General features: G+C 63.9%; 19 protein-coding genes and 3 tRNA genes. 15 read left to right on the top strand and 7 right to left on the bottom strand.

Features of this window, described 5'->3' with window-relative positions; translation table 11 throughout:
- Positions 1-5 precede the first annotated feature (5 nt).
- The 10 genes from AC1RJW_RS29415 (at position 6) to aqpZ (ending at position 5988) form a co-directional block, all read left to right on the top strand.
- A tRNA-Glu gene (locus tag AC1RJW_RS29415) sits at positions 6-81 on the top strand.
- 122 nt (positions 82-203) lie between these two features.
- Positions 204-279, top strand: a tRNA-Glu gene (locus AC1RJW_RS29410).
- Positions 280-344: 65 nt separating this feature from the next.
- A tRNA-Glu gene (locus AC1RJW_RS29405) sits at positions 345-420 on the top strand.
- A 95-nt stretch (positions 421-515) separates the two neighbouring features.
- Positions 516-1685, top strand: coding sequence for an elongation factor P maturation arginine rhamnosyltransferase EarP (gene earP, locus AC1RJW_RS29400; RefSeq protein ID WP_493048069.1), 1170 nt, complete (start codon positions 516-518; stop codon positions 1683-1685).
- Positions 1686-1820: 135 nt separating this feature from the next.
- Positions 1821-2396 carry an elongation factor P gene (locus AC1RJW_RS29395; protein WP_034758247.1) on the top strand — a complete coding sequence of 192 codons (576 nt, stop codon included), beginning with the start codon at positions 1821-1823 and terminating at the stop codon, positions 2394-2396.
- A 158-nt stretch (positions 2397-2554) separates the two neighbouring features.
- Positions 2555-3697, top strand: a complete 1143-nt coding sequence (locus AC1RJW_RS29390; protein ID WP_493048068.1) for an amidase family protein — start codon at positions 2555-2557, stop codon at positions 3695-3697.
- A gap of 124 nt (positions 3698-3821) precedes the next feature.
- Complete coding sequence (locus AC1RJW_RS29385) at positions 3822-4142, top strand: hypothetical protein (RefSeq protein WP_493048067.1); 321 nt, start codon at positions 3822-3824, stop codon at positions 4140-4142.
- A gap of 65 nt (positions 4143-4207) precedes the next feature.
- A complete protein-coding gene (locus tag AC1RJW_RS29380; RefSeq protein WP_493048066.1) occupies positions 4208-4666 on the top strand; it encodes a hypothetical protein in 459 nt (152 codons plus the stop codon).
- Positions 4666-5076, top strand: coding sequence for a GNAT family N-acetyltransferase (locus tag AC1RJW_RS29375; protein ID WP_493048065.1), 411 nt, complete (start codon positions 4666-4668; stop codon positions 5074-5076). Before AC1RJW_RS29380 ends, AC1RJW_RS29375 begins: the two co-directional genes overlap by 1 nt.
- A gap of 222 nt (positions 5077-5298) precedes the next feature.
- Positions 5299-5988, top strand: coding sequence for an aquaporin Z (gene aqpZ / locus AC1RJW_RS29370; RefSeq protein ID WP_034778070.1), 690 nt, complete (start codon positions 5299-5301; stop codon positions 5986-5988).
- A 43-nt stretch (positions 5989-6031) separates the two neighbouring features.
- On the opposite strand, the gene AC1RJW_RS29365 is transcribed toward aqpZ, so the two are convergent.
- Complete coding sequence (locus AC1RJW_RS29365) at positions 6032-6862, bottom strand: AraC family transcriptional regulator (protein WP_493048064.1); 831 nt, start codon at positions 6860-6862, stop codon at positions 6032-6034.
- A 127-nt stretch (positions 6863-6989) separates the two neighbouring features.
- On the opposite strand from AC1RJW_RS29365, the gene AC1RJW_RS29360 reads away from it, so the two are divergent.
- The 4 genes from AC1RJW_RS29360 to AC1RJW_RS29345 all read left to right on the top strand — a co-directional run bounded on the left by AC1RJW_RS29360 (position 6990) and on the right by AC1RJW_RS29345 (position 11049).
- Entirely contained in the window at positions 6990-8231 is a 1242-nt protein-coding gene (locus tag AC1RJW_RS29360; protein WP_493048063.1) for an MFS transporter, read from the top strand.
- A gap of 236 nt (positions 8232-8467) precedes the next feature.
- On the top strand, positions 8468-9856 hold the full coding sequence (gene cysS / locus AC1RJW_RS29355; protein ID WP_493048062.1) for a cysteine--tRNA ligase: 1389 nt from the start codon (positions 8468-8470) through the stop codon (positions 9854-9856).
- A 70-nt stretch (positions 9857-9926) separates the two neighbouring features.
- On the top strand, positions 9927-10505 hold the full coding sequence (locus tag AC1RJW_RS29350) for a hypothetical protein (RefSeq protein WP_493048061.1): 579 nt from the start codon (positions 9927-9929) through the stop codon (positions 10503-10505).
- Positions 10498-11049 carry a hypothetical protein gene (locus AC1RJW_RS29345; RefSeq protein WP_493048059.1) on the top strand — a complete coding sequence of 184 codons (552 nt, stop codon included), beginning with the start codon at positions 10498-10500 and terminating at the stop codon, positions 11047-11049. Before AC1RJW_RS29350 ends, AC1RJW_RS29345 begins: the two co-directional genes overlap by 8 nt.
- Here AC1RJW_RS29345 and dbpA read toward each other — a convergent pair.
- The 6 genes from dbpA to AC1RJW_RS29315 all read right to left on the bottom strand — a co-directional run bounded on the left by dbpA (position 11036) and on the right by AC1RJW_RS29315 (position 18947).
- The gene (dbpA, locus tag AC1RJW_RS29340; RefSeq protein ID WP_493048058.1) at positions 11036-12460 is read right to left on the bottom strand and encodes an ATP-dependent RNA helicase DbpA; all 1425 of its coding nucleotides are present in this window, start codon (positions 12458-12460) and stop codon (positions 11036-11038) included. The genes AC1RJW_RS29345 and dbpA overlap by 14 nt on opposite strands.
- A 108-nt stretch (positions 12461-12568) precedes the next feature.
- The gene (locus AC1RJW_RS29335; protein ID WP_493048057.1) at positions 12569-12811 is read right to left on the bottom strand and encodes a hypothetical protein; all 243 of its coding nucleotides are present in this window, start codon (positions 12809-12811) and stop codon (positions 12569-12571) included.
- 212 nt (positions 12812-13023) lie between these two features.
- Entirely contained in the window at positions 13024-14688 is a 1665-nt protein-coding gene (locus tag AC1RJW_RS29330) for an acid phosphatase (RefSeq protein WP_493048056.1), read from the bottom strand.
- 116 nt (positions 14689-14804) lie between these two features.
- Positions 14805-17267, bottom strand: coding sequence for a TonB-dependent siderophore receptor (locus AC1RJW_RS29325; RefSeq protein WP_493048055.1), 2463 nt, complete (start codon positions 17265-17267; stop codon positions 14805-14807).
- 152 nt (positions 17268-17419) lie between these two features.
- Positions 17420-18427, bottom strand: coding sequence for a FecR domain-containing protein (locus AC1RJW_RS29320; RefSeq protein ID WP_493048054.1), 1008 nt, complete (start codon positions 18425-18427; stop codon positions 17420-17422).
- A gap of 1 nt (position 18428) precedes the next feature.
- A complete protein-coding gene (locus AC1RJW_RS29315; protein ID WP_493048053.1) occupies positions 18429-18947 on the bottom strand; it encodes a sigma-70 family RNA polymerase sigma factor in 519 nt (172 codons plus the stop codon).
- 308 nt (positions 18948-19255) lie between these two features.
- Between AC1RJW_RS29315 and AC1RJW_RS29310 the strand changes: the two genes are divergently transcribed.
- Complete coding sequence (locus tag AC1RJW_RS29310) at positions 19256-19822, top strand: hypothetical protein (RefSeq protein ID WP_493048052.1); 567 nt, start codon at positions 19256-19258, stop codon at positions 19820-19822.
- Positions 19823-19972: the final 150 nt, after the last annotated feature.

The following is a 19972-nucleotide window of genomic DNA, read 5'->3' as shown; positions in this document are numbered from 1 at the left end:
TTTCGGTCCCCATCGTCTAGAGGCCTAGGACATCACCCTTTCACGGTGAGTACAGGGGTTCGAATCCCCTTGGGGACGCCAGGATTTAGTTGTAAAGCAAGAGTGCAGTGCTGAACGGGCCTGACAAGTCAGGCTTTTTTTGTTTCTGCGATTGCTGCGGTACCGGGTCAGGATGCGAAGTAGTGCATTCAGGACAGATTTCTGTCCCCATCGTCTAGAGGCCTAGGACATCACCCTTTCACGGTGAGTACAGGGGTTCGAATCCCCTTGGGGACGCCAGATTCGCAAGTAGCAAGCAAGTAACAGGTCGGGATGCAGAGCAGCGCATCCAGGACAGATTTTCTGTCCCCATCGTCTAGAGGCCTAGGACATCACCCTTTCACGGTGAGTACAGGGGTTCGAATCCCCTTGGGGACGCCAGACCGGCTGAATCAGCCAACAAAAAAGCCGCCTGGTAACAGCGCGGCTTTTTTGTTATTGGCCGCCATGCCCATGTTTTTCTCTTCCCGTCGACTATGCCACTACCTACCGATCGTGCACCATCTCTCGCCATCTTCTGCAAAGTCGTCGACAACTACGGCGATATCGGCATTTGCTGGCGCCTGGCGCGGCAGTTGAGCGGCGAGCATGGTGTTGCCGTCACCCTGTGGGTCGATGATTTATCCAGTTTCCGGCGCATCTGCCCCGAAATCGACGTGGCGGCCGAAGCGCAGCAGGCGGCCGGCGTCACGGTCCGCCACTGGCGCGGCCAGGATGGCGCGTTTGCGCCCGCCGATATTGCCGACATCGTCATCGAGTTTTTTGCCTGCGACATTCCGCCCGGCTATATCGCTGCCATGGCGCAATGCACGCCGCAGCCCGTGTGGCTGAACCTGGAAGGTTTGACGGCGGAAGAGTGGGTCGAGGGCTGCCATGCGCTGACGTCGCCGCGCCACGGCATGATCAAGCATTTCTTCTTTCCCGGTTTTACCGACAAGACGGGCGGCCTGCTGCGCGAAGCGGCGCTGGATGAAAAAAGGCTGGCATTCCAGGCCGATGCGCCTGCCATGGCGGCATTTCTCGGGCAATTCGGCGTGACGGAGGCGGAAATGCGCACCGTGAAAGTGTCGCTGTTCTGCTATCCGTCCGCGCCCGTCGCCGAACTGTTCGCGGCTTGGCAGGCGGGTGAGCAAGCTGTGGTATGCCTGGTGCCGGAAGGCGTCGCGTTCGATGCCGTTCAGGCGTTTATCGGCGACGATGCGGCGGTGGCCGGTGCGGCGCGCACGCGCGGCGCGCTCACCGTGCGCGTGTTGCCTTTCGTGCCGCAGGACGATTACGACCGCCTGCTGTGGGCTTGCGACGTCAATTGCGTGCGCGGCGAAGATTCCTTCGTGCGCGCGCAATGGGCGGGCCAGCCGTTTCTCTGGCATATCTATCTGCAGGATGAAAACTTGCATCACGTGAAATTGCGCGCCTTTTTGCAGCGCTATGCGGTGGATGCGGACGGCGCCATCGACAGCCTGGTGCAGGCGGCGCTGGCCTGGAATGGCGCCAGCGCGGACGCCTTGCCGTGGGCGCGGCTGTGGCCCGCATTGCAGGCCGATCTGCCGCGCATCCGTGCGCGCGCGCAGGGCTGGCAGCGGCAGATGCAGGCTCATGGCGATCTGGCAAGTAACTTGCTGGCGTTCGCCGGCGCGACGAGATAGGCGCTTGCTCAAAATTAAGGTAAAATGCCCGGTTATTTCTAACGTATTTTTAACCGATCAAACGCAAGCTTGCGGCGCTGATGGCGCACAGGCGGCAGATGGTCTTCATGCAACCCACTTTTTACGTACATTCCTATGAAACCCGCAAAAGAAATTCGTGTTGGCAATATCATCATGGTCGACAGCAAGCCTATGATCGTGTTGCGTTCTGATGTCAACGGTTCGAGCCGCACGGGCTTCACCTACAAATGGAAGATGAAAAATCTTCTGACGAACACCCCGATGGAAAACGTGTTCCGCGGCGACGACAAGTTCGACGTGGTTGTTCTGGATAAAAAGCCAGTGACGTATTCGTACTTCGCCGACCCGCTGTTCGTTTTCATGGACACCGAGTACAACCAGTACGAAATCGAAGAAGAAAACCTGGGCGAAGCGCTGAACTACCTGAAAGATGGCATGGAATGCGAAGCCATTTTCTACGACGGCAAGGCTATCTCCGTTGAACTGCCGACGACCATCGCCCGTCAAGTGGTGTACTCGGAGCCAGCGGTCAAGGGCAACACGTCGGGCAACGTCCTGAAAGAAGCCAAGATCGAAAACGCCATCGACGCACACCGCCACACCGTGCAAGTGCCGCTGTTCGTGGCACAGGACGACGTCATCGAAATCGATACCCGTACCAACGAATACAAGCGTGTCGTACGCAACTGATACGCCCCAGTGCTTGACCATCAAGAAACGCTGCCTTCGGGCGGCGTTTTTTTTTGCTTGAAAAATAATTCCTTTCAACAACAATTGAGTTGCAAGGACTGCTATGCTATGGCTAGCACATTATTGCGGTAGAAACATTGAAGTTTCCTGGAGATAGCATGCAGCGCAGTCAGATGTTACGCAGTGGCGCGTCCCGGGGCGCGGCGCGTCCCGTATTGGCCCGTGCCACGGCGCCCGCCAGCCCCATGGCCCATCTGCTCGATGCTGGCGTCTTGCCGCAACAGCAGATGATGCAGGCAGGAAAACTCAGTTCGCATGCGCTGACGTCGCAGTACCTGAGGCGCATCAGTTCGCTGTGCAGCACCGGCGCGCGGGCCTATCCCGGCATTGAAATCAATCCCGATGCGCTGAAAATTGCGCTGGAAATGGACCGCGAACGGCAGGTGCACAAGGTGCGCGGGCCCTTGCACGGCATCCCCATCGTCTTGCGCGACAATATCGCCACCGGCGACCGCATGAAGACGCGCACGCAGGCGCTCCTGGCCACGCATGCCAGCTGCGATTCCTTTGTCGCGGCGCGCTTGCGCGCGGCCGGCGCCGTCATCATCGGCAAAAGCAATTTGCGCCAGTGGGCCGCCGTCAGCGTGCCACATGCCAGTGCCAGCTGGGCCGGGCTCACCATCCTGGCCGTCGACAGCGCGGCGGACGGCTCCATCGTCGCACCCGCATCCACGTGCGGCCTGGTCGCCATCCAGCCCACGGGCAGGACTGTCGCGGGGCAGGGTGGCGAGCCAGCCACGGCCGGACCGATGGCGCCCAGCGTGCGCGAAGCGGCCTGGCTGCTCGCCGCCCTGACGGGTGAAGGCCTGGCCGATGGCATGGCGCTCGACCTTGCCGGCTTGCACGGGCGCCGCATCGGCGTGGCGCGCAGCCTGTTCGGCCTGTGCGCGGGGACCGACGCCGTGATCGAGCAAGCGCTGCTGGTGTTGCGCGAACTGGGCGCGGAACTGGTCGAGACGCCGCCCGCGCCCGGGCCTGGCGGCATCGCAGCGCTGCTGGACTCGCATAGGCTCGATGCCTTGGCAGGTCCCACATGCCATGGCGTATCGCCGGCGCCGTGCGTCTTGCCGCATATCACGGTGCCGGCAGGCTTGGTCGGGGACTTGCCCGTCGGTTTATCCTTCATCGGCCCCGCCCACGGCGACATGCCGCTCATTGCGATGGCGTATGCCTACGAGCAGGCGACTTTGCACCGGCGCACGCCCGCATTGCCATCGAGCATTACCTTGGCGCTGCGCTGACCATGATTTTTCCTTCGTTTTCTTTCGATAATCTATGCTTGCAACCTTGCTGCTGACTGCGGCCGCGGCCGCTACCCCGACTCCTTTTGATGCCGCGCAACTGTCTGGCAGCTGGTCCGACAGCGTGAATACAAACAGTGTGTGCGAAGAAGCGCGGCACTTTACGCGCATGCAGTTGTCTGACGATCATCAGCGGCTGGCGATCTTCAATGACCGCACGTGGAAAAGCAAGCTGGGCGAAACCAACCGCTTTGCCGCGACGGTCGTGGCGGAAACGGAGCGCAGCCTGACTTTGCGCTATGACAATGAAACCCGCCTCAATGCCGCTGGCAAGCTGGTGGAATGGCAGTTGATCATCGTCGCGCCGGGCGTGTACCGCTGGCGCGAGACGGGCTGGCCGGAAGGCAAGGTCAACGGGGTGGTCGGCATCCGCTGCTCTCCCTGAGGCTGGTGCACAAGCATGCCATTCTGCTATGCTGCCTGCACTACCCGATGCTTTTAGGAGATTGCATGCCCGCACGTTTGCTGTTCCCCCTGTTCCTGGGCGCCGCCGTGGCGCTGGCCGCCATGCCGGCGCAAGCACATACGCCCAAACTGTCGCTGATCGAGCAGGCGCAAAGCTGCGATGGCGGCCATACCTGCCCGTATTTCCCCGATGTCTACAAGGCGGACTACGCCTTTCGCAAGGCTTTCAATGTGGGCTTGAAAAAGGCTGGCCTGAAGCGGCAGCGCTGGGTGCCAGATGGTGTGGCCAGCCCGCTCAAGCCTGTCGAGATCGACGGCAAGGCGCGCCTGCTGAGCAGCGTCTGCGAACCGCACAATTGCGGTCACCGCTACTCCATCCTGTACGACCCGGTCGCGCGCAGCATGACGGGCGTGTACATGGGCAGCGATGCCAAGGGCGGCTTGCGGACCGTGTATTTCGGCGAGCCCAGCATCGCCGAAGCCGACTTGCTGTACAAGAACTGATGCACGCGCCACTACACATTTCCAGTGAGCGGGGCGAGCTGGACGTGCCCATGATTCACCACTACCTGAGCGAGCAGTCGTACTGGAAGCGTGGCGTGGCGATCGAAACGGTGCGCAAGGGGATTGCCAACGCGCTGTGTTTCGGCGGCTATGTGGATGGCCAGCAAGTGGCGTTCGCCAGGGTCATCACCGACTACACGGATTTTGCCTACCTGCGCGACGTGTTTGTGCTGCCGCCATACCAGGGGCGGGGCTATGGCAAGCAGATGGTGGCCGCCGTGCTTGGTGATGCGCGCTTGCGCGATGTCGCCTGGATGCTGGGCACCGATGACGCCCATGGCCTGTATGCGGGCTTTGGTTTTGCGCCGCTGGAGGCGCCACAAAAATACATGCGCCGCCCCGCGCCTTGAAAATTATCAAAACAACCTTTAGGTGTCAAGTGAACTATTAACATTATTGTACGCAATAATGTTGCATTGATAATGACGTCGTGTCATTATTCGCGCTCTGCAGCAATTGCGGTGCGTTGCTGGTGCTGTGCTTTGCCATCGCCTCCGGGCGCGGGCAAAGGTGGTGAGCGGTCCGATTGGTCGTCCCTGGCACGTTTTCTCGTCACTTTAAAGGAATACATCATGAAACAATATGGCGCCGAATTTCTCGGCACGTTCTGGCTGGTACTGGGCGGTTGCGGCAGCGCCGTGCTGGCCGCTGCCTTTCCCGGCCTTGGCATCGGCTTTGCCGGCGTAGCGCTGGCGTTTGGCCTGACGGTGCTGACCATGGCTTACGCCATCGGCCACATCTCGGGCTGCCACTTGAATCCTGCCGTCTCGATCGGCCTGTGGGCGGGCGGCCGCTTTCCCGCCAATCAACTGTTGCCTTACATCATCGCGCAAGTACTGGGCGCCATCGTGGCCGGCGGCGTGCTGTATGTGATCGCCAGCGGCCAGGCCGGTTTCGACGTCAGCAAGGGCTTTGCCTCGAACGGCTTCGGCGCCCATTCGCCGGGCGGCTATTCGATGCTGTCGGCGCTGGTCATTGAAATCGTGCTGACGATGTTCTTCCTGATCGTCATCCTGGGCGCCACCGACAAGCGCGCCCCGGCCGGCTTCGCCCCGCTGCCGATCGGTCTGGCGCTGACCCTGATCCACCTGATCAGCATCCCCGTCACCAATACCTCCGTCAATCCGGCCCGCAGCACGGGCGTAGCCCTGTATGTGGGCGACTGGGCCACCAGCCAGCTGTGGCTGTTCTGGCTGGCACCGATCATCGGCGCCTTGCTGGGCGCGCTGGCGTACCGCTTGATCGCTGGCGAAAAAGAGTAAGTTTTAAAATGTAAAAAAGCAGCCTGCGGGCTGCTTTTTTCGTTTATTCCGCAGCGCGCCATTCGCTCAGGTAATGCTGCGGCGTGCGGCCCAGGATGCGGCGGAACATGGCGCTGAAGGCGCTGGGGCTGGCGTAGCCCAGTGCATAGGCGATGGCCGCGACGCCTTCGCCCCGGTCCAGGCGGCAGAATGCCTCGGCCAGGTGGACTTGCTGCAGCCATTGGCGGTAGTGCAAGCCCGTTTCCTTCGGGAATAAGCGGATCAGGGTGCGCGCGCTGGCGCCCGCATCCTGCGCCCAGTCCTCGATGCTGCGCCGGCTGCCGGGTGCGCTCATGATGGCCGAGCAGACGGCCACCAGGCGGCGGTCGCGCGGCCAGGGGATGGCGATGGGCACGGTATCGGCTGCCGTCAGTTCCGACAGGATCAGGTGCGCCAGCCAGTCGCCGCGCCCCGCCAGCGCATATTCGATCGGTTCGGCCAGCAAGGCCAGGATCAGCTCGCGCAGCAGCCGGCTCACTTCCAGCACCTTGCAATCGGCGCCATACGGGGCCGCCACCTGCGCATCGATGTACACGGTGCGCATGCTCAGTTCGCTCAAGATGTGGACTTCATGCACGACGCCCACGGGAATCAGCAGGGCGCGCCGGGGCGGCAATATCCACACGCCGTGCTCGGTGGAGACGCGCATCACGCCTTCCGTCGCATACAGCAGTTGCGCCCGCACGTGGCTGTGCGGCGCCGTGTAGTCGCCCGCCGCATATTGCCTGGACATGGCCGTCACGGGCCGCGGCACATGCTGGTAATCGTGCGAGCTGGTGCTGCGGCTGAACGGCACGCCATCGGGGTGGGTCTGGGCGGGTGGGTGGGTGTACATGCTGGTCTCTTGATTGTCACCTAGTTGTCACTTAAGCGACGATTATTGGAAGTTATCAGTTCAGTGACCATACTATACTGGGTTCTTTGCCGGGCCGCCCGCCGTGCCCGATCATTGCGGATGACACATGCACACAACCACAACTGCCCCAGCATTGGCCAAGTCCGTGCCGGCGGCCCCTTCGCTTCATAGTTCCCAACAACAATCCGGTCTGGCCATGCACATTCTGGGCGCCGTCGCCTTCGTGCATTTGCTCAATGACTTGATCCAGGCATTATTGCCGTCGATTTATCCGATGCTGAAAGCCGAGTTTTCACTCAGTTTTACCCAGGTCGGCCTTATAACCCTGACGTTCCAGTGCACGGCCTCCTTGCTGCAGCCCTGGATCGGCTTGTACACGGACCGCCGTCCGCTGCCATTCCTGCTGCCTGTCGGCATGTGCTTCACCCTTGCCGGCGTGCTGATGCTGTCCGTCGTCTCGACCTTCCCGACCCTGCTGCTCGCCGCTGGCCTGATCGGCGTCGGTTCCTCGACCTTCCACCCGGAAGCGTCGCGCGTGGCACGCATGGCCTCGGGCGGGCGCTACGGCTTTGCCCAGTCCCTGTTCCAGGTGGGCGGCAACGTGGGTTCCGCGCTGGGGCCGTTGCTGGCGGCCGCCGTCATCGTGAACCGTGGCCACGGCAATGTCGCCTGGTTCAGCTTGCTGGCCGTGCTGGCCATCGGCGTGCTGTACAAGGTCAGCCACTGGTACAGCGGCCACCTGGCCAGCTTCAAGCCGAAGGCGGGCGGCCATGGCCCGAACTTGTCACGCAACAAGGTGATTGGGGCGCTGGGCGTGCTGGCCCTGCTGGTGTTCTCGAAGTACATCTACATGGCCAGCCTGTCGAGCTATTACACCTTCTATCTGATCGACAAATTCCACCTGTCGCTCGGCGATGCCCAGCTCTATCTGTTCCTGTTCCTCGCCGCCGTGGCGGCCGGCACCTTCATGGGCGGCCCCATCGGCGACCGCATCGGCCGCAAGCGCGTGATCTGGATTTCCATCCTGGGCGCCGCGCCATTTACCTTGCTGTTGCCGTACGTCGACCTGTTCTGGACGGCCGTATTGACGGTGATCATCGGATTCGTGATTTCTTCCGCCTTTTCCGCCATCGTTGTTTTTGCACAAGAACTGGTGCCGGGCAAGGTGGGCATGATCGCGGGCATCTTCTTTGGCCTGATGTTCGGCGTGTCCGGCATCGCGGCCGCCGCCATGGGCCACCTGGCTGATATCTCCGGCATCGCCTATGTGTATAAAATCTGCTCCTACCTGCCGCTGCTCGGCATCCTGACGGTGCTGCTGCCGCATATCGAGCAGGCGAAAAAATAAGCGGGGGACGCGGGAGGGCTTGACGGCCCGCCCGCGTACATGCGATATTCGTCCCATGATCACTTTCATCCTCTCTCCAGTTTTTGCATCCGGCGCCGCTGCTGCGCTGTGTCCGTGCGCCTGGCCCCGCGAGGATGCGGCCCGGCGCCGTTAAACTTTTACTCCTCATTCGATGGCCACAGTGTTGAAAAACCTGTGGCCATTTTCTTTTTCCGCAGCGTTCACGAGAGTCCCGCATGACACTACACCTGTACGACACCTATAGCCGCAGCCTGCGTCCGTTCGATCCCATCGCCCCGGGCCAGGCGGGCCTGTACGCCTGCGGCCCTACCGTCTACGACTACGCGCACATCGGCAACCTGCGCACCTATCTGTTCGTCGACGGCTTGCGCCGCGCGCTCGAGTTCAATGGCCTGCAGGTGCGCCACGTGATGAACATCACGGACGTGGGCCATCTGACGTCGGATGCGGACAGCGGCGACGACAAGGTCGAAGCGCGCAGCCGGCGCAGCGGAAAGTCGGCGTGGGAGATCGCCGCCGAGTTTACGCGCGCGTTTGAAGACGATCTGCGCGCGCTCAATATCCTGCCGCCCACCGTCTGGTGCCGTGCCACCGAGCATATCGCCGAGCAGATCGATTTCATCCGCGACCTGGAAGCGAAGGGCTATACCTACCGCACGGAGGACGGCATCTATTTCGATACGACGCGCCAGGACAGTTATGGAAAACTGGCGCGGCTGAACCGAGACGGCCTGCAGGCGGGCAAGCGGGTGGACCTGGGCGGCAAGCGCGATATCTGCGACTTCGCCCTGTGGAAGTTCAGCGGCGTGCCGGGTCAGCGCCAGATGGAATGGGACAGCCCGTGGGGCCTGGGTTTCCCCGGCTGGCATATCGAATGCTCGGCCATGGCGGAAAAGCACCTGGGCACGTATTTCGACATCCATTGCGGCGGCGAGGACCATGTGGCCATCCACCATAGCAACGAGATCGCGCAGACGGAGGCGCGCCACGGCACGCGCCTGGCCAATTTCTGGCTGCACGGCGCCTTCCTCAAGACCCAGGAAGCGAAGATGTCGAAATCCTCGGGCGACTTTTTGCGTTTGCGTAATCTGGTGGAGCAGGGCGTCGACCCGCTGGCCTACCGCTACCTGTGCCTGGGCGCCCACTACCGCAGCAGCCTCAATTTCACGGATGAAGCCCTGCGCGCCGCCAGCAGCGGCCTGGCGCGCCTGCGCGTGGCCGTGCATGCCTTGAGCGAAGAGCATGGCCAGGCGGATGGCGAGGCCGATGCGACATGGCTGGCGCGTTTTATGACCTGCATCAACGATGACCTGAATTATCCGCGCGCGCTGGCCGTCGCCTGGGAGCTGCTGAAAAGCGGCCTGCCGGACGCCGTGAAAAAGGCCACGATGGTCCGCTTCGATACGGCGCTGGGACTCGATCTGCTGGCCTGGCAGCCGGCGCAGGTGGACGTGCCGCAGCCGGTGCAGGCGTGGCTGGCGGAACGGGCCATCGCCCGCGCGCAGCGCCAGTGGGCCGAGGCGGACCGCTTGCGCGAACTGGCGCGCGCGGCCGGCTACGACATCGACGATACGCCGCAGGGGCAGCAGGCGCGCGCTTTGTGACACCCTGTGAGCGTGTGGCCGTATCTGCGGCGGCCATGCATAATGACCGCCTGATGAAACTGGAGATGCCGTGAAGCGTGCTGTGTTGTTACTCAGTTGTTGCCTGGCCTGTTCTGCCGCCAGCGCGGCCAGCGAGTGTCCGGGCTTTCCCGTGCTGGCCACGTCAGGCGAAGCGCTGCTGGCGCAAGTGCGCGCCCTGCCGCCCGTCGGTATCGACCGCGAACGGCAGGCGTGCGCGCCGGCGACCGTCATCGACTTCGCCTACAGCGGCGGCACCTTGTGCCGCTTTGGCGGCGACGAGGGGACGGCCGATGCCGCGACGGCCGCCGTCACCCGTCTGGCCGATGGCGGCGAACTGGTCGAATACCTGTATCTGTTCCCGTACGCACCGGCCACGCATGCGCGCCTGCTGGCACTGCTGGCCGCGCGTTTCAATCCAGTCGACAGGGCGGTCTGGCCGGCCTTCCTGCAGCGCGCCACGCCAGGCAAGGAAACCACGGCCCTGTTCACGCATGGCGGCTACCATATTTCGCTGGGCAAGCCCACGGAAGGCGATCCTGCCGCATGGTATTCGAACGTGATCTTTGAAAAGGTGGATAAGCCCGCGCTGGGCGTGCGCAAGGTGTGCCAGGCGGGGCGCGATGGCTGAAGCGGACGCCTTTCCGGCGGCATGGGCCGGCACCGTGGCGCAGCTGCTGCCCGCGCTGTCCGATGGCCAGCTGCATGCGCCATCGGCGCCGTTTGAGGTGCAGCAGGATGGCCGCCTGCTGCGGATCCCCGCGCGCACCTATTACCGCCGCGAGCAGCTGCTGGCCTGCGCCAGGCTGCCCGGCGACGCGGGCGTGCTCGCCCTGTGCCTGGGCACGCGCCACCATGACGGCCACCTGCGCGAACACTGCGTGGCGCAGCTGTTGCTGCAGCAGCGGGCCTGGACGGTACCTTTTGTGGTGCACCTGTGCGGCGAATACGTGCTGGAGATTATCGAGGCAATTGGCGCGGCGCTGCCGGCCTGGAATGCCGATGCGCTGGCACGCTACCTGCGGGAGAATCCCGCGTATGTCGACACCCTGGAGCGGCGCACCATCAGCTACTGGAGCTGCTACTACCGCCATCGCTATCCCGCGTGGGACGATTATCCGGGGCGCAGGGCCATGGCGGCCCTGCGTGGCTTGCAGGATCTTACGCTTCGATAAAGCGCATCTTGAAGCTGCGGCCCTTGATGTTGCCGAAGTCGCGGCCCAGGGAGTTACCGGCGTTGAGGCGCTTGAAGGCCGCTTCGGCCACCTTGCGGTCGAGCGCCACGTAGGTCATGAATTCGAACACGTTGATCTTGCCCACCTGTTCCTTGTTCAGGCCCGCATCGCCCGTCAGCGCGCCCAGCAGGTCGCCCGGGCGCAGCTTGTCCTTCTTGCCGCCCATGATGCACAGGGTGACCATCGGCGCCGGCAGCGCTTCGATTCCGTCATCTTCCGCCAGTTCCTTCAGGTCGTGCCATTCGGCGGCGCTGTTCTGGTATTGCTCGATCAGCTTCACCCATTTTTTCTCGTTCGGCGCGCACAGCGACAGGGCCAGGCCCTTCTTGCTGCCGCGGCCCGTACGGCCGATGCGGTGGATGTGCACTTCCGTGTCCTTCGAGACGTCGACGTTGATCACGGCGCCCAGGTCGGAGATGTCGAGGCCGCGTGCGGCCACATCGGTGGCCACCAGCACGGAGCAGCTGCGGTTGGCGAACAAGACCAAAATTTCATCGCGCTCGCGCTGTTCCAGCTCGCCGTACAGGGCCAGCGCGGAAAAGCCCTGCTGGCGCAGTTCTTCGGCCAGTTCGCGGCAATGTACCTTGGTGTTGCAGAAGGCCAGGGTCGATTCCGGCTTGAAGTGTTTCAACAGCTTGCCGACGGCGCTGTTGCGCTCGTCGAAGCCGATTTCATAGAAGCGCTGTTCGATCTTGTCGTTGTCGTGCTGCGCTTCGACCGTCACTTCCAGCGGATTGACGAGGAACGACGCCGTGGCGCGGCGGATGTCTTCCGGATACGTGGCCGAGAACAGCAAGGTCTGGCGGCGCACAGGGCAGGCGCTGACGATGCCGGCGATTTCCTCGTAAAAGCCCATGTCCGTCATGCGGTCCGCTTCATCGAGTACCAGGGTCTGCACGTGGTTCAGGTTGATGGTGCCGCGGCCCAGGTGGTCGCGCAGGCGGCCCGGCGTGCCCACGACGATGTGGGCGCCGTGTTCCAGCGAGGCGATCTGCGGGCGCATGGGCGCGCCGCCCGTCAGGGTCAGGATCTTGATGTTGCCGGCCGCGCGGGCCAGGCGGCGCAATTCATTGGCCACCTGGTCGGCCAGCTCGCGGGTCGGGCACAGCACCAGGCCTTGCACGGCAAACCAGGCCGGATTGAGCTTGTGCAGGATGCCGATGCCGAAGGCGGCGGTCTTGCCGCTGCCTGTTTTCGCTTGGGCGATCAGGTCGCGGCCATCGAGCACCGCCGGCAGGCTTTGCGCCTGGATGGTGGTCATCTCGTGGTAGCCGAGCGAGTCCAGGTTGGCCAGGAAGGCGGGCGTCAGCGGCAGGCTGGAAAAAGAAGTGGTGGCGGAGGTGGTGTTCATAGGGGCGGAGCCGGTAAAAAGCGGTGGATGGGCACAGTCTACAGGCATTACGCCCTTGTGCGGATGGTGGTGTGGAAGCTGGCGGCAAACGGCCGCCGGCATGGGGTGCTAATTGTCAGGCGCCCAGATGGGCAGGCCGGTGAGATCCAGGCCGGCGTCGCGCGTCCACACGGGCAAGCCCGTGGCATCGGTCGGCTCCAGCAATTCGAGCTGCACCTGCTTCAAGGCCACCTTGCGCGCGCGCGCGCGGCGCTGCGGTTCCGGCGCCGGCGCCGGCTCGGGCGCCTCGGGCGCTGGCGGCGGGCCGAAGCCGGGCAAGTCGATGGTGGCGTTGTCTTTTTTATCTCTCATTTCTGAACCTCTGGTCCCCGGCCGCGAAAACCCGGCGCCGGGGAGCGGGCAAAAAGCTGTCCGCTGTGTGAATACTCTGTACGCTTCGTCCACAAAACAAAAGCCCGGCTACTGGAGTCGGGCTCATTGTTGGGATAACCTGCAGGAAAACTTGTCCTGCGGATTTAAGTGCGGCACGCAGTGTATCACAGGCGTGCCGCACTGTGTGGGGCTTAGCGGAAGCTCAGCGCACCCGTCAAGTCGCCCGGCGGCAGCGCGCCACGCGCCGCGAACGCGTCGTTGCGCACCTTCAAGCCTTCGAGCAGCGGCAGGTCGTGCAGGCGCGTGATCAGGCGCAGGATCGACGTCGTGTCGTAGAAACTGTGGTCGACGGCGCCTTTTTTCGCGTAGGGCGAGACGACGATGGCGGGAATGCGCGTGCCCGGGCCCCAGCGGTCGCCCTTCGGCGGCGCCACGTGGTCCCACCAGCCGCCGTTTTCGTCGAACGTGATCACCACGATCATGTCCTTCCACTGCGGCGATTCCTTCAGATGCTGGATGATGTTGGCCACGTGCTGGTCGCCCGACTCGATATCCGAGTAGCCCGCGTGCAGGTTCAGGTTGCCCTGGGGCTTGTAGAAGGTCACGGCCGGCAGCTTGCCGGCCACGGCGGCGGCGAGGAATTTGTTCGAGATCGGGCTGTCGCCCGTGCCGCCGTCGCGCAGGTGCTCGGCGCGCGCTGCGGTGCCGGGGGCGAACTGCTTGAAGTAGTTCAGCGGCTGGTGGTGGAACTGGAAGTTTGGCTTGCTGCCGCCACCCTTGTGGTCGAGCGCCGCTTGCCAGCCGCCGCCATACCATGCCCAGCTGACGCCCTTGCGCGAGAGCAGGTCGCCGATGGTGTCGTAGGTTTGCGGCGGCAGCGTATTCGCGTCGGCCGGGTCGGCGTGCAGCGGGTCGCCGTCGAAGGCGGGGCGGATATAGCTCGGCTGGTACGGTGGCGCCATGGTGTTGACGGCATAGCCGTCCGGCGTGATGGCGCCGTCGTTCACATATTTCGGCTTGCCGTCCAGCGCCGAGGCGGGGCAGTCGGGCGAGATGGCCAGGCGCACGCCTTGCGGGCCGTCGGACAGCACGGCGATCTTTTTCTTCGCCGCCGTCTCGGCAGCATTGAAGTATTCGTTGGCGCGGCCCGTGACGAGGAACTGGTGGTTCATATAGGAGCCGCCGAAGGCCGCCATGAAGAAGTTGTCGCACAGCGTGTACTGCTCGGCGATCTGCCACAGGTTCAGGTTTTTCGACGTTTCACCGTAGTGGCCCATCACCAGGCCGCCGCTGTCGGCCCACGCGGCAAAGCCGTCGTTCTTGCCGCCGTTGATCTGCATCTGGTTGTTATAGAAGCGGTGCACGAGGTCGCGCGTGATGATGCTCTCGGGCAAGGGCTTGCCGGCCGCGTCGCTCAGTTTGTAGGGAGCGTTGGGCAGGCCGGAAATCTGCTCCTCCTTGATCAGGTAATCGATGCCGCCGATATTTTGCTGGTTCGGCACCAGGCCGCCCCAGATTTTCGGCAGGGTAGCCAGCGGCTTGCCGTCGCGGTCCATCTGCTGCGCCTGTTCCGCCGTGACGGCGGACAGGGGCGCGCTGGTGCCGGGGAAGTTGGCGAACAGGTTGTTGAAGCTGCGGTTTTCCAGGTAGATCACGACCACGTTCTTGACGTGCGCCTTGAGTTTCGCGTCGAGCGAACCCTTGGCGATGGTCTTTCTGGCTGGCGCGGCGTCGGCCAGCGCCGGCAGGCTGGCGGCCAGGCCGACTGCGGAAGCGGCCTGGAAAATGCGCCGGCGCGAGGGATTGGCGGGTTGGTCGGCCGGATCGGCTGGCAGGGCGGGGGCGAGGTCCTTCACACATTCTCCTTGGGTGTCTCTATGGGCACGGGCGTTGGCGGCAATGGCCGGCAACGCCCGTGAAGCGGGAAAATTGTATCACCGGCCCTGCGCCAGTGCGAAATATTCGGCCTGCCCTAGAACTGGTAGCGGACCTTCAGTGCCACCTTGCGCGCCGGACCATGCATGCCCGAGTACCACCAGTCCGACACGGAAGTCGTGTACTGCTTGTCGAACAGGTTGGCCACGTTCACGCTGGCAGAGAGCTTGTCGTTGACGTCGTAGCGCGCCATCAGGCTGGCCACCGAGTACGCCTTCTGTTCCCAGTGGAGGGTACTGTTGATCTGCCACGCGTCGATGTCGGAATACACGCGGCTTTGCCAGTTCACGCCGCCGCCCACCGTCAGGCGATTGAGCTCGCCGGGCAGCCGGTAAGTGGTCCACAGTTTCACCAGGTGGCGCGGGAAGGTGGTCAGGATCGCCTTGCCGGTATTGTTTTCCGTCTGGCTGTAGGACCACGAAGCCGAGATGTTCCAGTCCGGCGTCAGCGCGCCCGTCGCTTCCAGGTCCACGCCCTGGGTCCTGGCGCCCTTGATGGCGCGGTTGGCGGGATTGTTCGTGCCAGGGACGGTGTAGCCGGGGTCCGATTCGGCCAGGTTGCTCTGGCGGATCTGGTACAGCGCGGCGGAGGTATTCAGGCGGCCATCGAGCCAGCCGCTCTTGACGCCCGCTTCAAAGGTCTTGCCCTCGCGCGGCGCCAGCAGCTTGCCGTAGCGGTCTTGCTGGGCTTGCGGCTGGTAGATGGTGGAATAACTGGCGTAGGCGCTGTGCGTGCCGTCGATGTCGAACACCAGGCCTCCATACGGCGTGAAGACACGGCTTTCCTCGGCTGGCGACGCGCTGTAGAACGGCACGGAAGGCGCGTCCGAGATGTAGTTCTCGCTGTAGCGCAGCACCTTGGCGCCGGCGATCAGCTTCAGGCGCTCGGAAAGGTTGAGGCGCGTGGCGGCATACGCGCTGGCCTGGCGGCGCGTGCTGTCGTAGGTGACGTAGGTATCGCCAAACACGGGCGTTGCCAGGCGATTCCAGCGGTACAGATTGACGTCGCTGCCCTGGATGCTCCAGTCGAAGCGGCCGTCCGTCTTGCTCTGGAATTCGCTGTAGTCCATGCCCAGCACCAGTTCGTGCTGGCGGCCGAAGGCGCTGAACGGTCCGCGCACATTGACGTCCACGCTGTTGACCTTCAGCTGGTAATCGCGGTAATCGGCGCTCAAGCGCAGGCCATCGCCAGTGGCCTGGTCGGGGAAGCCGGCGCTCACGTTCATGTAGACGGCGCGCTCCTCCTGCGACGACTGCACGCGGTTGGCCGAGATTTTTAGCTTCCAGTCGTTCGCCAGCGCGTGCTCCACGGTGGCGAAGATGTCGGTTGAATTGGTGCTGAAGCGATTCCACCTGGCCGCCGGGCTGAAGGAGCGGGGCAGGTCCGTCATTGCGCCATTGCCGTAGAACAGGGGGAAGCCCAGGTAGGACAGGGAACCGTCCGAACGCTTGCGCTGGTGCGTCACGCCGGCCGTCAGCTTCGTGTCGTTTGACAAGTCCGCCTCGACCACGCCGTAGACGACTTTCTTGTCGCGGCTGTAGCCGTCGATGATGCTGTCGCCTTCCTCGTACACGCTCACCAGGCGGCCGCGCACCGTGCGCGCCTCGTTCAGCGGACCCGAGATGTCGGCCATGGCGCGCCGTTCATCGTAGGAGCCCAGCTCGCCTTCGACGGATGCCTGGAACTGCGCCGTCGGCTTCTTGCGCACCATGTTGATGGCGCCCGAAGCGTCGCCCGCGCCCGTCATCAGGCCCGAGGCGCCGCGCAGCACTTCGATGCGGTCGTACAGCGCCATGTCGGCCAGGCTTTGCGACGGTATCGCATCGAGGCCCAGGTTTTCCGAATGCGTGCTGACGCCGTCGAGCTGGTAATTGGTGATCGAATAGCCGCGCGAGGTAAAGCCCGTGCGCTCGCTGCCCAGCGAGAACAGGGTGACGCCCGGCGTTTGCGCCATCACTTGCGCGATCGTGCTCAAGCCCTGGTCCTGCATGCGCTGCTGCGTGATGACGCTGACCGACTGCGGCGTTTCCCTGATCGACAGGCCCAGCGGCGTGGCCGTGGCGATCGGCAGGGGGGAGACATACGCGCCCGAGCCTTCGGTGGCGTCCTGCTGCGCCTTGACCGACACCTCCGGCATCATGGCGATGGCATCCGCGCCGGATTCCACCTGGGCCTGGGCCGGGCGCAGCACGTAGCTGCCATTGGCGCTGCGCTCGGCCTTCAGGCCCGTGCCGCGCAACACGCCGTTCAGGGCGGCCAGCACGTCGTGGCGGCCGCTCAGGCCCGCCGACGTCTTGCCGCGCGTCTGGTCCGGCGTGAAGCTGAGGATGACCCGCGACTGGCTGGCGACCTGGCGCAGCGCTGCCGCCAGGTCGCCGGCAGGCACCTGGAAGTCGAGAGTGGCCGCTGGCGCGGCCACGATTTCCTGCGCCAGGGCTGGCGCGGGGATATTCAGCAGCAGGGCCGAACCGATGAAGATGCATTGGATGGCATGCGCCATGTGCTTGATGCGCGGCCGGGACCGGGGCCGGGAAGACATAACTTGGGACATGGTTACCTTGTGGTGTAGTCGTCAAAAAGAACGTTGCCTACACAGGTCACGCGAGAATCGGAAACGGGTACCTTTTTTTGCGCTGGCGTGAAAATACATGTTCAGCGCTGCCGCCGCGCTTCCACCTGCACCCAATAGCGCGTGCGCAGGCGCACGTCCACCGGCAGCGAATCGGGCAGCGACAGCAGCACGGCGTCAAGGTCGGCCAGCGGGAAGACGCCGGAAAGGCGCAGGCCGGCCACCGCGTCGTCGCAGCCCAGCAAGCCGTGGCGGTAGCGGCTCAATTCGTGCAGGAAGTCGCGCAGCGGCATGGCATCGGCCAGCAGCAAGCCCTGTCGCCAGGCCCAGATATCGGGCGAGACGGCGTGCGCCGGCGAGGTGTTTTGCTCCGTCATGCCGCCGCCCTGGCCTGCGCGGATAAGCAGATTGCCATCGCCCTGGCGCGGCATCAGCCGCACGGCGCCTTCCTCGACGGCGACCTGGGTGTGGCCCTCGTCCTGGCGCACCGAGTAGCGCGTGCCCAGCGCCTGCGCCCGGCCTTGCGCCGTTTCGACGAGGAAGGGGCGGTAGGGCCGGCCCGTTTCGCGGGCGGTGGCGATGAAAATTTCGCCCCGCACCAGTTGCAGCAGCCGCTGCGTGTCCGTGTAGCGGATGTTGACGGCGCTGCCGCTGTTCAGATGCAGGCGAGTACCGTCGGGCAGGGCCAGCTCGCGGCGTTCGCCCACGCCGGTGGACAGGTCGGCCAGCGCGGCGCGGGCCATGCCGGGCGCATATTCCGAGCGCGCGCCGAACCAGCCCGTGAGGCCGATGGCCGATACCCACGCCAGCAGCCGCAGGCTGCCGCGCCGCGAGACGGAACGCGAGATGGGACTTTGCAGCAGCGCCTTGCGGCTGGCTGGCCCATCGAGTTCGCGCAAGCCGCCGCTGACGCTTTCGATGTGTTTCCATGCCCGTTCATGGTCGGGGTGCGCCTGGCGCCACTGCTGCCAGGCCGTTTTTTCCGCCGGCGTGCTTTCGCCGCTCATCAGGGTGGTCAGCCATTCGGCCGCCTGCATGGCGACGGCCAGGTCGATGGGCTGGCCCTGGGCGTAGACGGTGGCGCCACGCATGTCAGGGCGCGGCAAAATCGGGCACGGCAAAAAAGCACAGCAGATTGGCCTTGCTCAGGTATTTTTTGACGGAGTGCGCGGTGGTGCCCAGTTCGGCAGCGATTTCGGCGTAGCTCATGCCATCCAGGTGAGCCAGCAGGAAGGCGGCCTTGGCCTTGGCGGAGAGCCGGTCCAGCGCGCGGTCGATCAGCTGCAGCGATTCGAGCAGGATGGACATCGCTTCCGGCGAGGGCGTGCACGCTTGCGGCTGGTGCAGCAGGGCGTCGAGGTAGATCCGTTCGAGCTCTTCGCGCCGGCAGTGATTGGCCAGCAGGCGCCTGGCGATGGTGGCCAGGAAAGGGCGCGGCTGCGCGATGCCGCCACTGCTGCGCGCGACGAAGATCTTCAGGAAGGTATCCTGCGCCAGGTCGCCCGCCAGCCCCGCATCGTGCAGGCGGCGCTTCAGCCAGTGCAGCAGCCACGAGTGGTGCTCGGCATACAGGGCCTGGAAATCGGATGGCGGGGAAGGGGCGGACAGCATGGCTTAATCTAAATGAGAATTGTTCTCATAATAGCCTAGCGGGGCACGCCAGGCAATCGGGAAAACGCGGCGTTGCTGAAATGCGACTGCGCCCGGGCCGCCTGCGGCAAGGGATTTGCGCCTGCGCACGGCAGATGTAAAAGTTTCCTTGGCGCAAGCTTTCATGTGAGAAAATGCGGGCTGTCGATGTGGTGCGGAGCGAAAAAATGATGTGGATGGTTGGCGGTGCCCTGGTTCTATTGGTCGCCAGATTTTTATGGTTGGCCTTTTTTCATCGGGTCAACGCGATGTCGCGCCAGGCGGAATTGATGAACTGGCTCGACATCGGCCGCGTGTCGAATGCCGATGGCGGCAAGGATATCCTGTTGGCGAGAAACGAGCGCGGCGCCAGGATAGACTGGCGCACGGGCGAGGTCTGGCTGATGAACCCCAAGGTGGAGGAGCCGTTTGCCGACTTCCTCGCCGTCGAACGTTGGCTCACTTTGCGCGACATGCCGGCGGCGGACAAGCCGGCGCCAGCCGCTCCTGCGCCAGCGGAGTCGGAACCCGAAGCGGCGCCGGATGCCGGTCCCGTGCGCGACACTTTGCCGGCCTTCCAGCAAAAAGTCGATGCTTGCCTGGCCAAGGCGGAGGGTGGCCAGGAATTGCTGGAAACCAAGCAGGCGTTCGAGGCGGGCAGCGAACCATATCTCGAGGCGTCGACGGAATTGAGCAAGACCGCGCTGGAGCTGGAAGTGTCGCCCGCCATGGTGGCCACGTTTCATATCAGCGCCTTTGCCGCCCTGGCCGAAACGGCGGGCGCCGACAAGCTGGAACGGGTGGCGGCCAGCCTGCATGCGGCGGCCAGGCAGATCAGGGCCAGCGTTACCGCGTAATAGCATTGACAGTATTGACCCGGCCCGGAATGAAAAAACCGCTGAAGCCCTTGCAGGCATCAGCGGTTTTTATGTATTGGTTGCGGGGACAGGATTTGAACCTGTGACCTTCGGGTTATGAGCCCGACGAGCTGCCAGACTGCTCCACCC

It is taken from the genome of Janthinobacterium sp. GW822-FHT07A03, from assembly GCF_058798815.1.
This window is presented reverse-complemented; position numbering and strand designations above follow the sequence as displayed.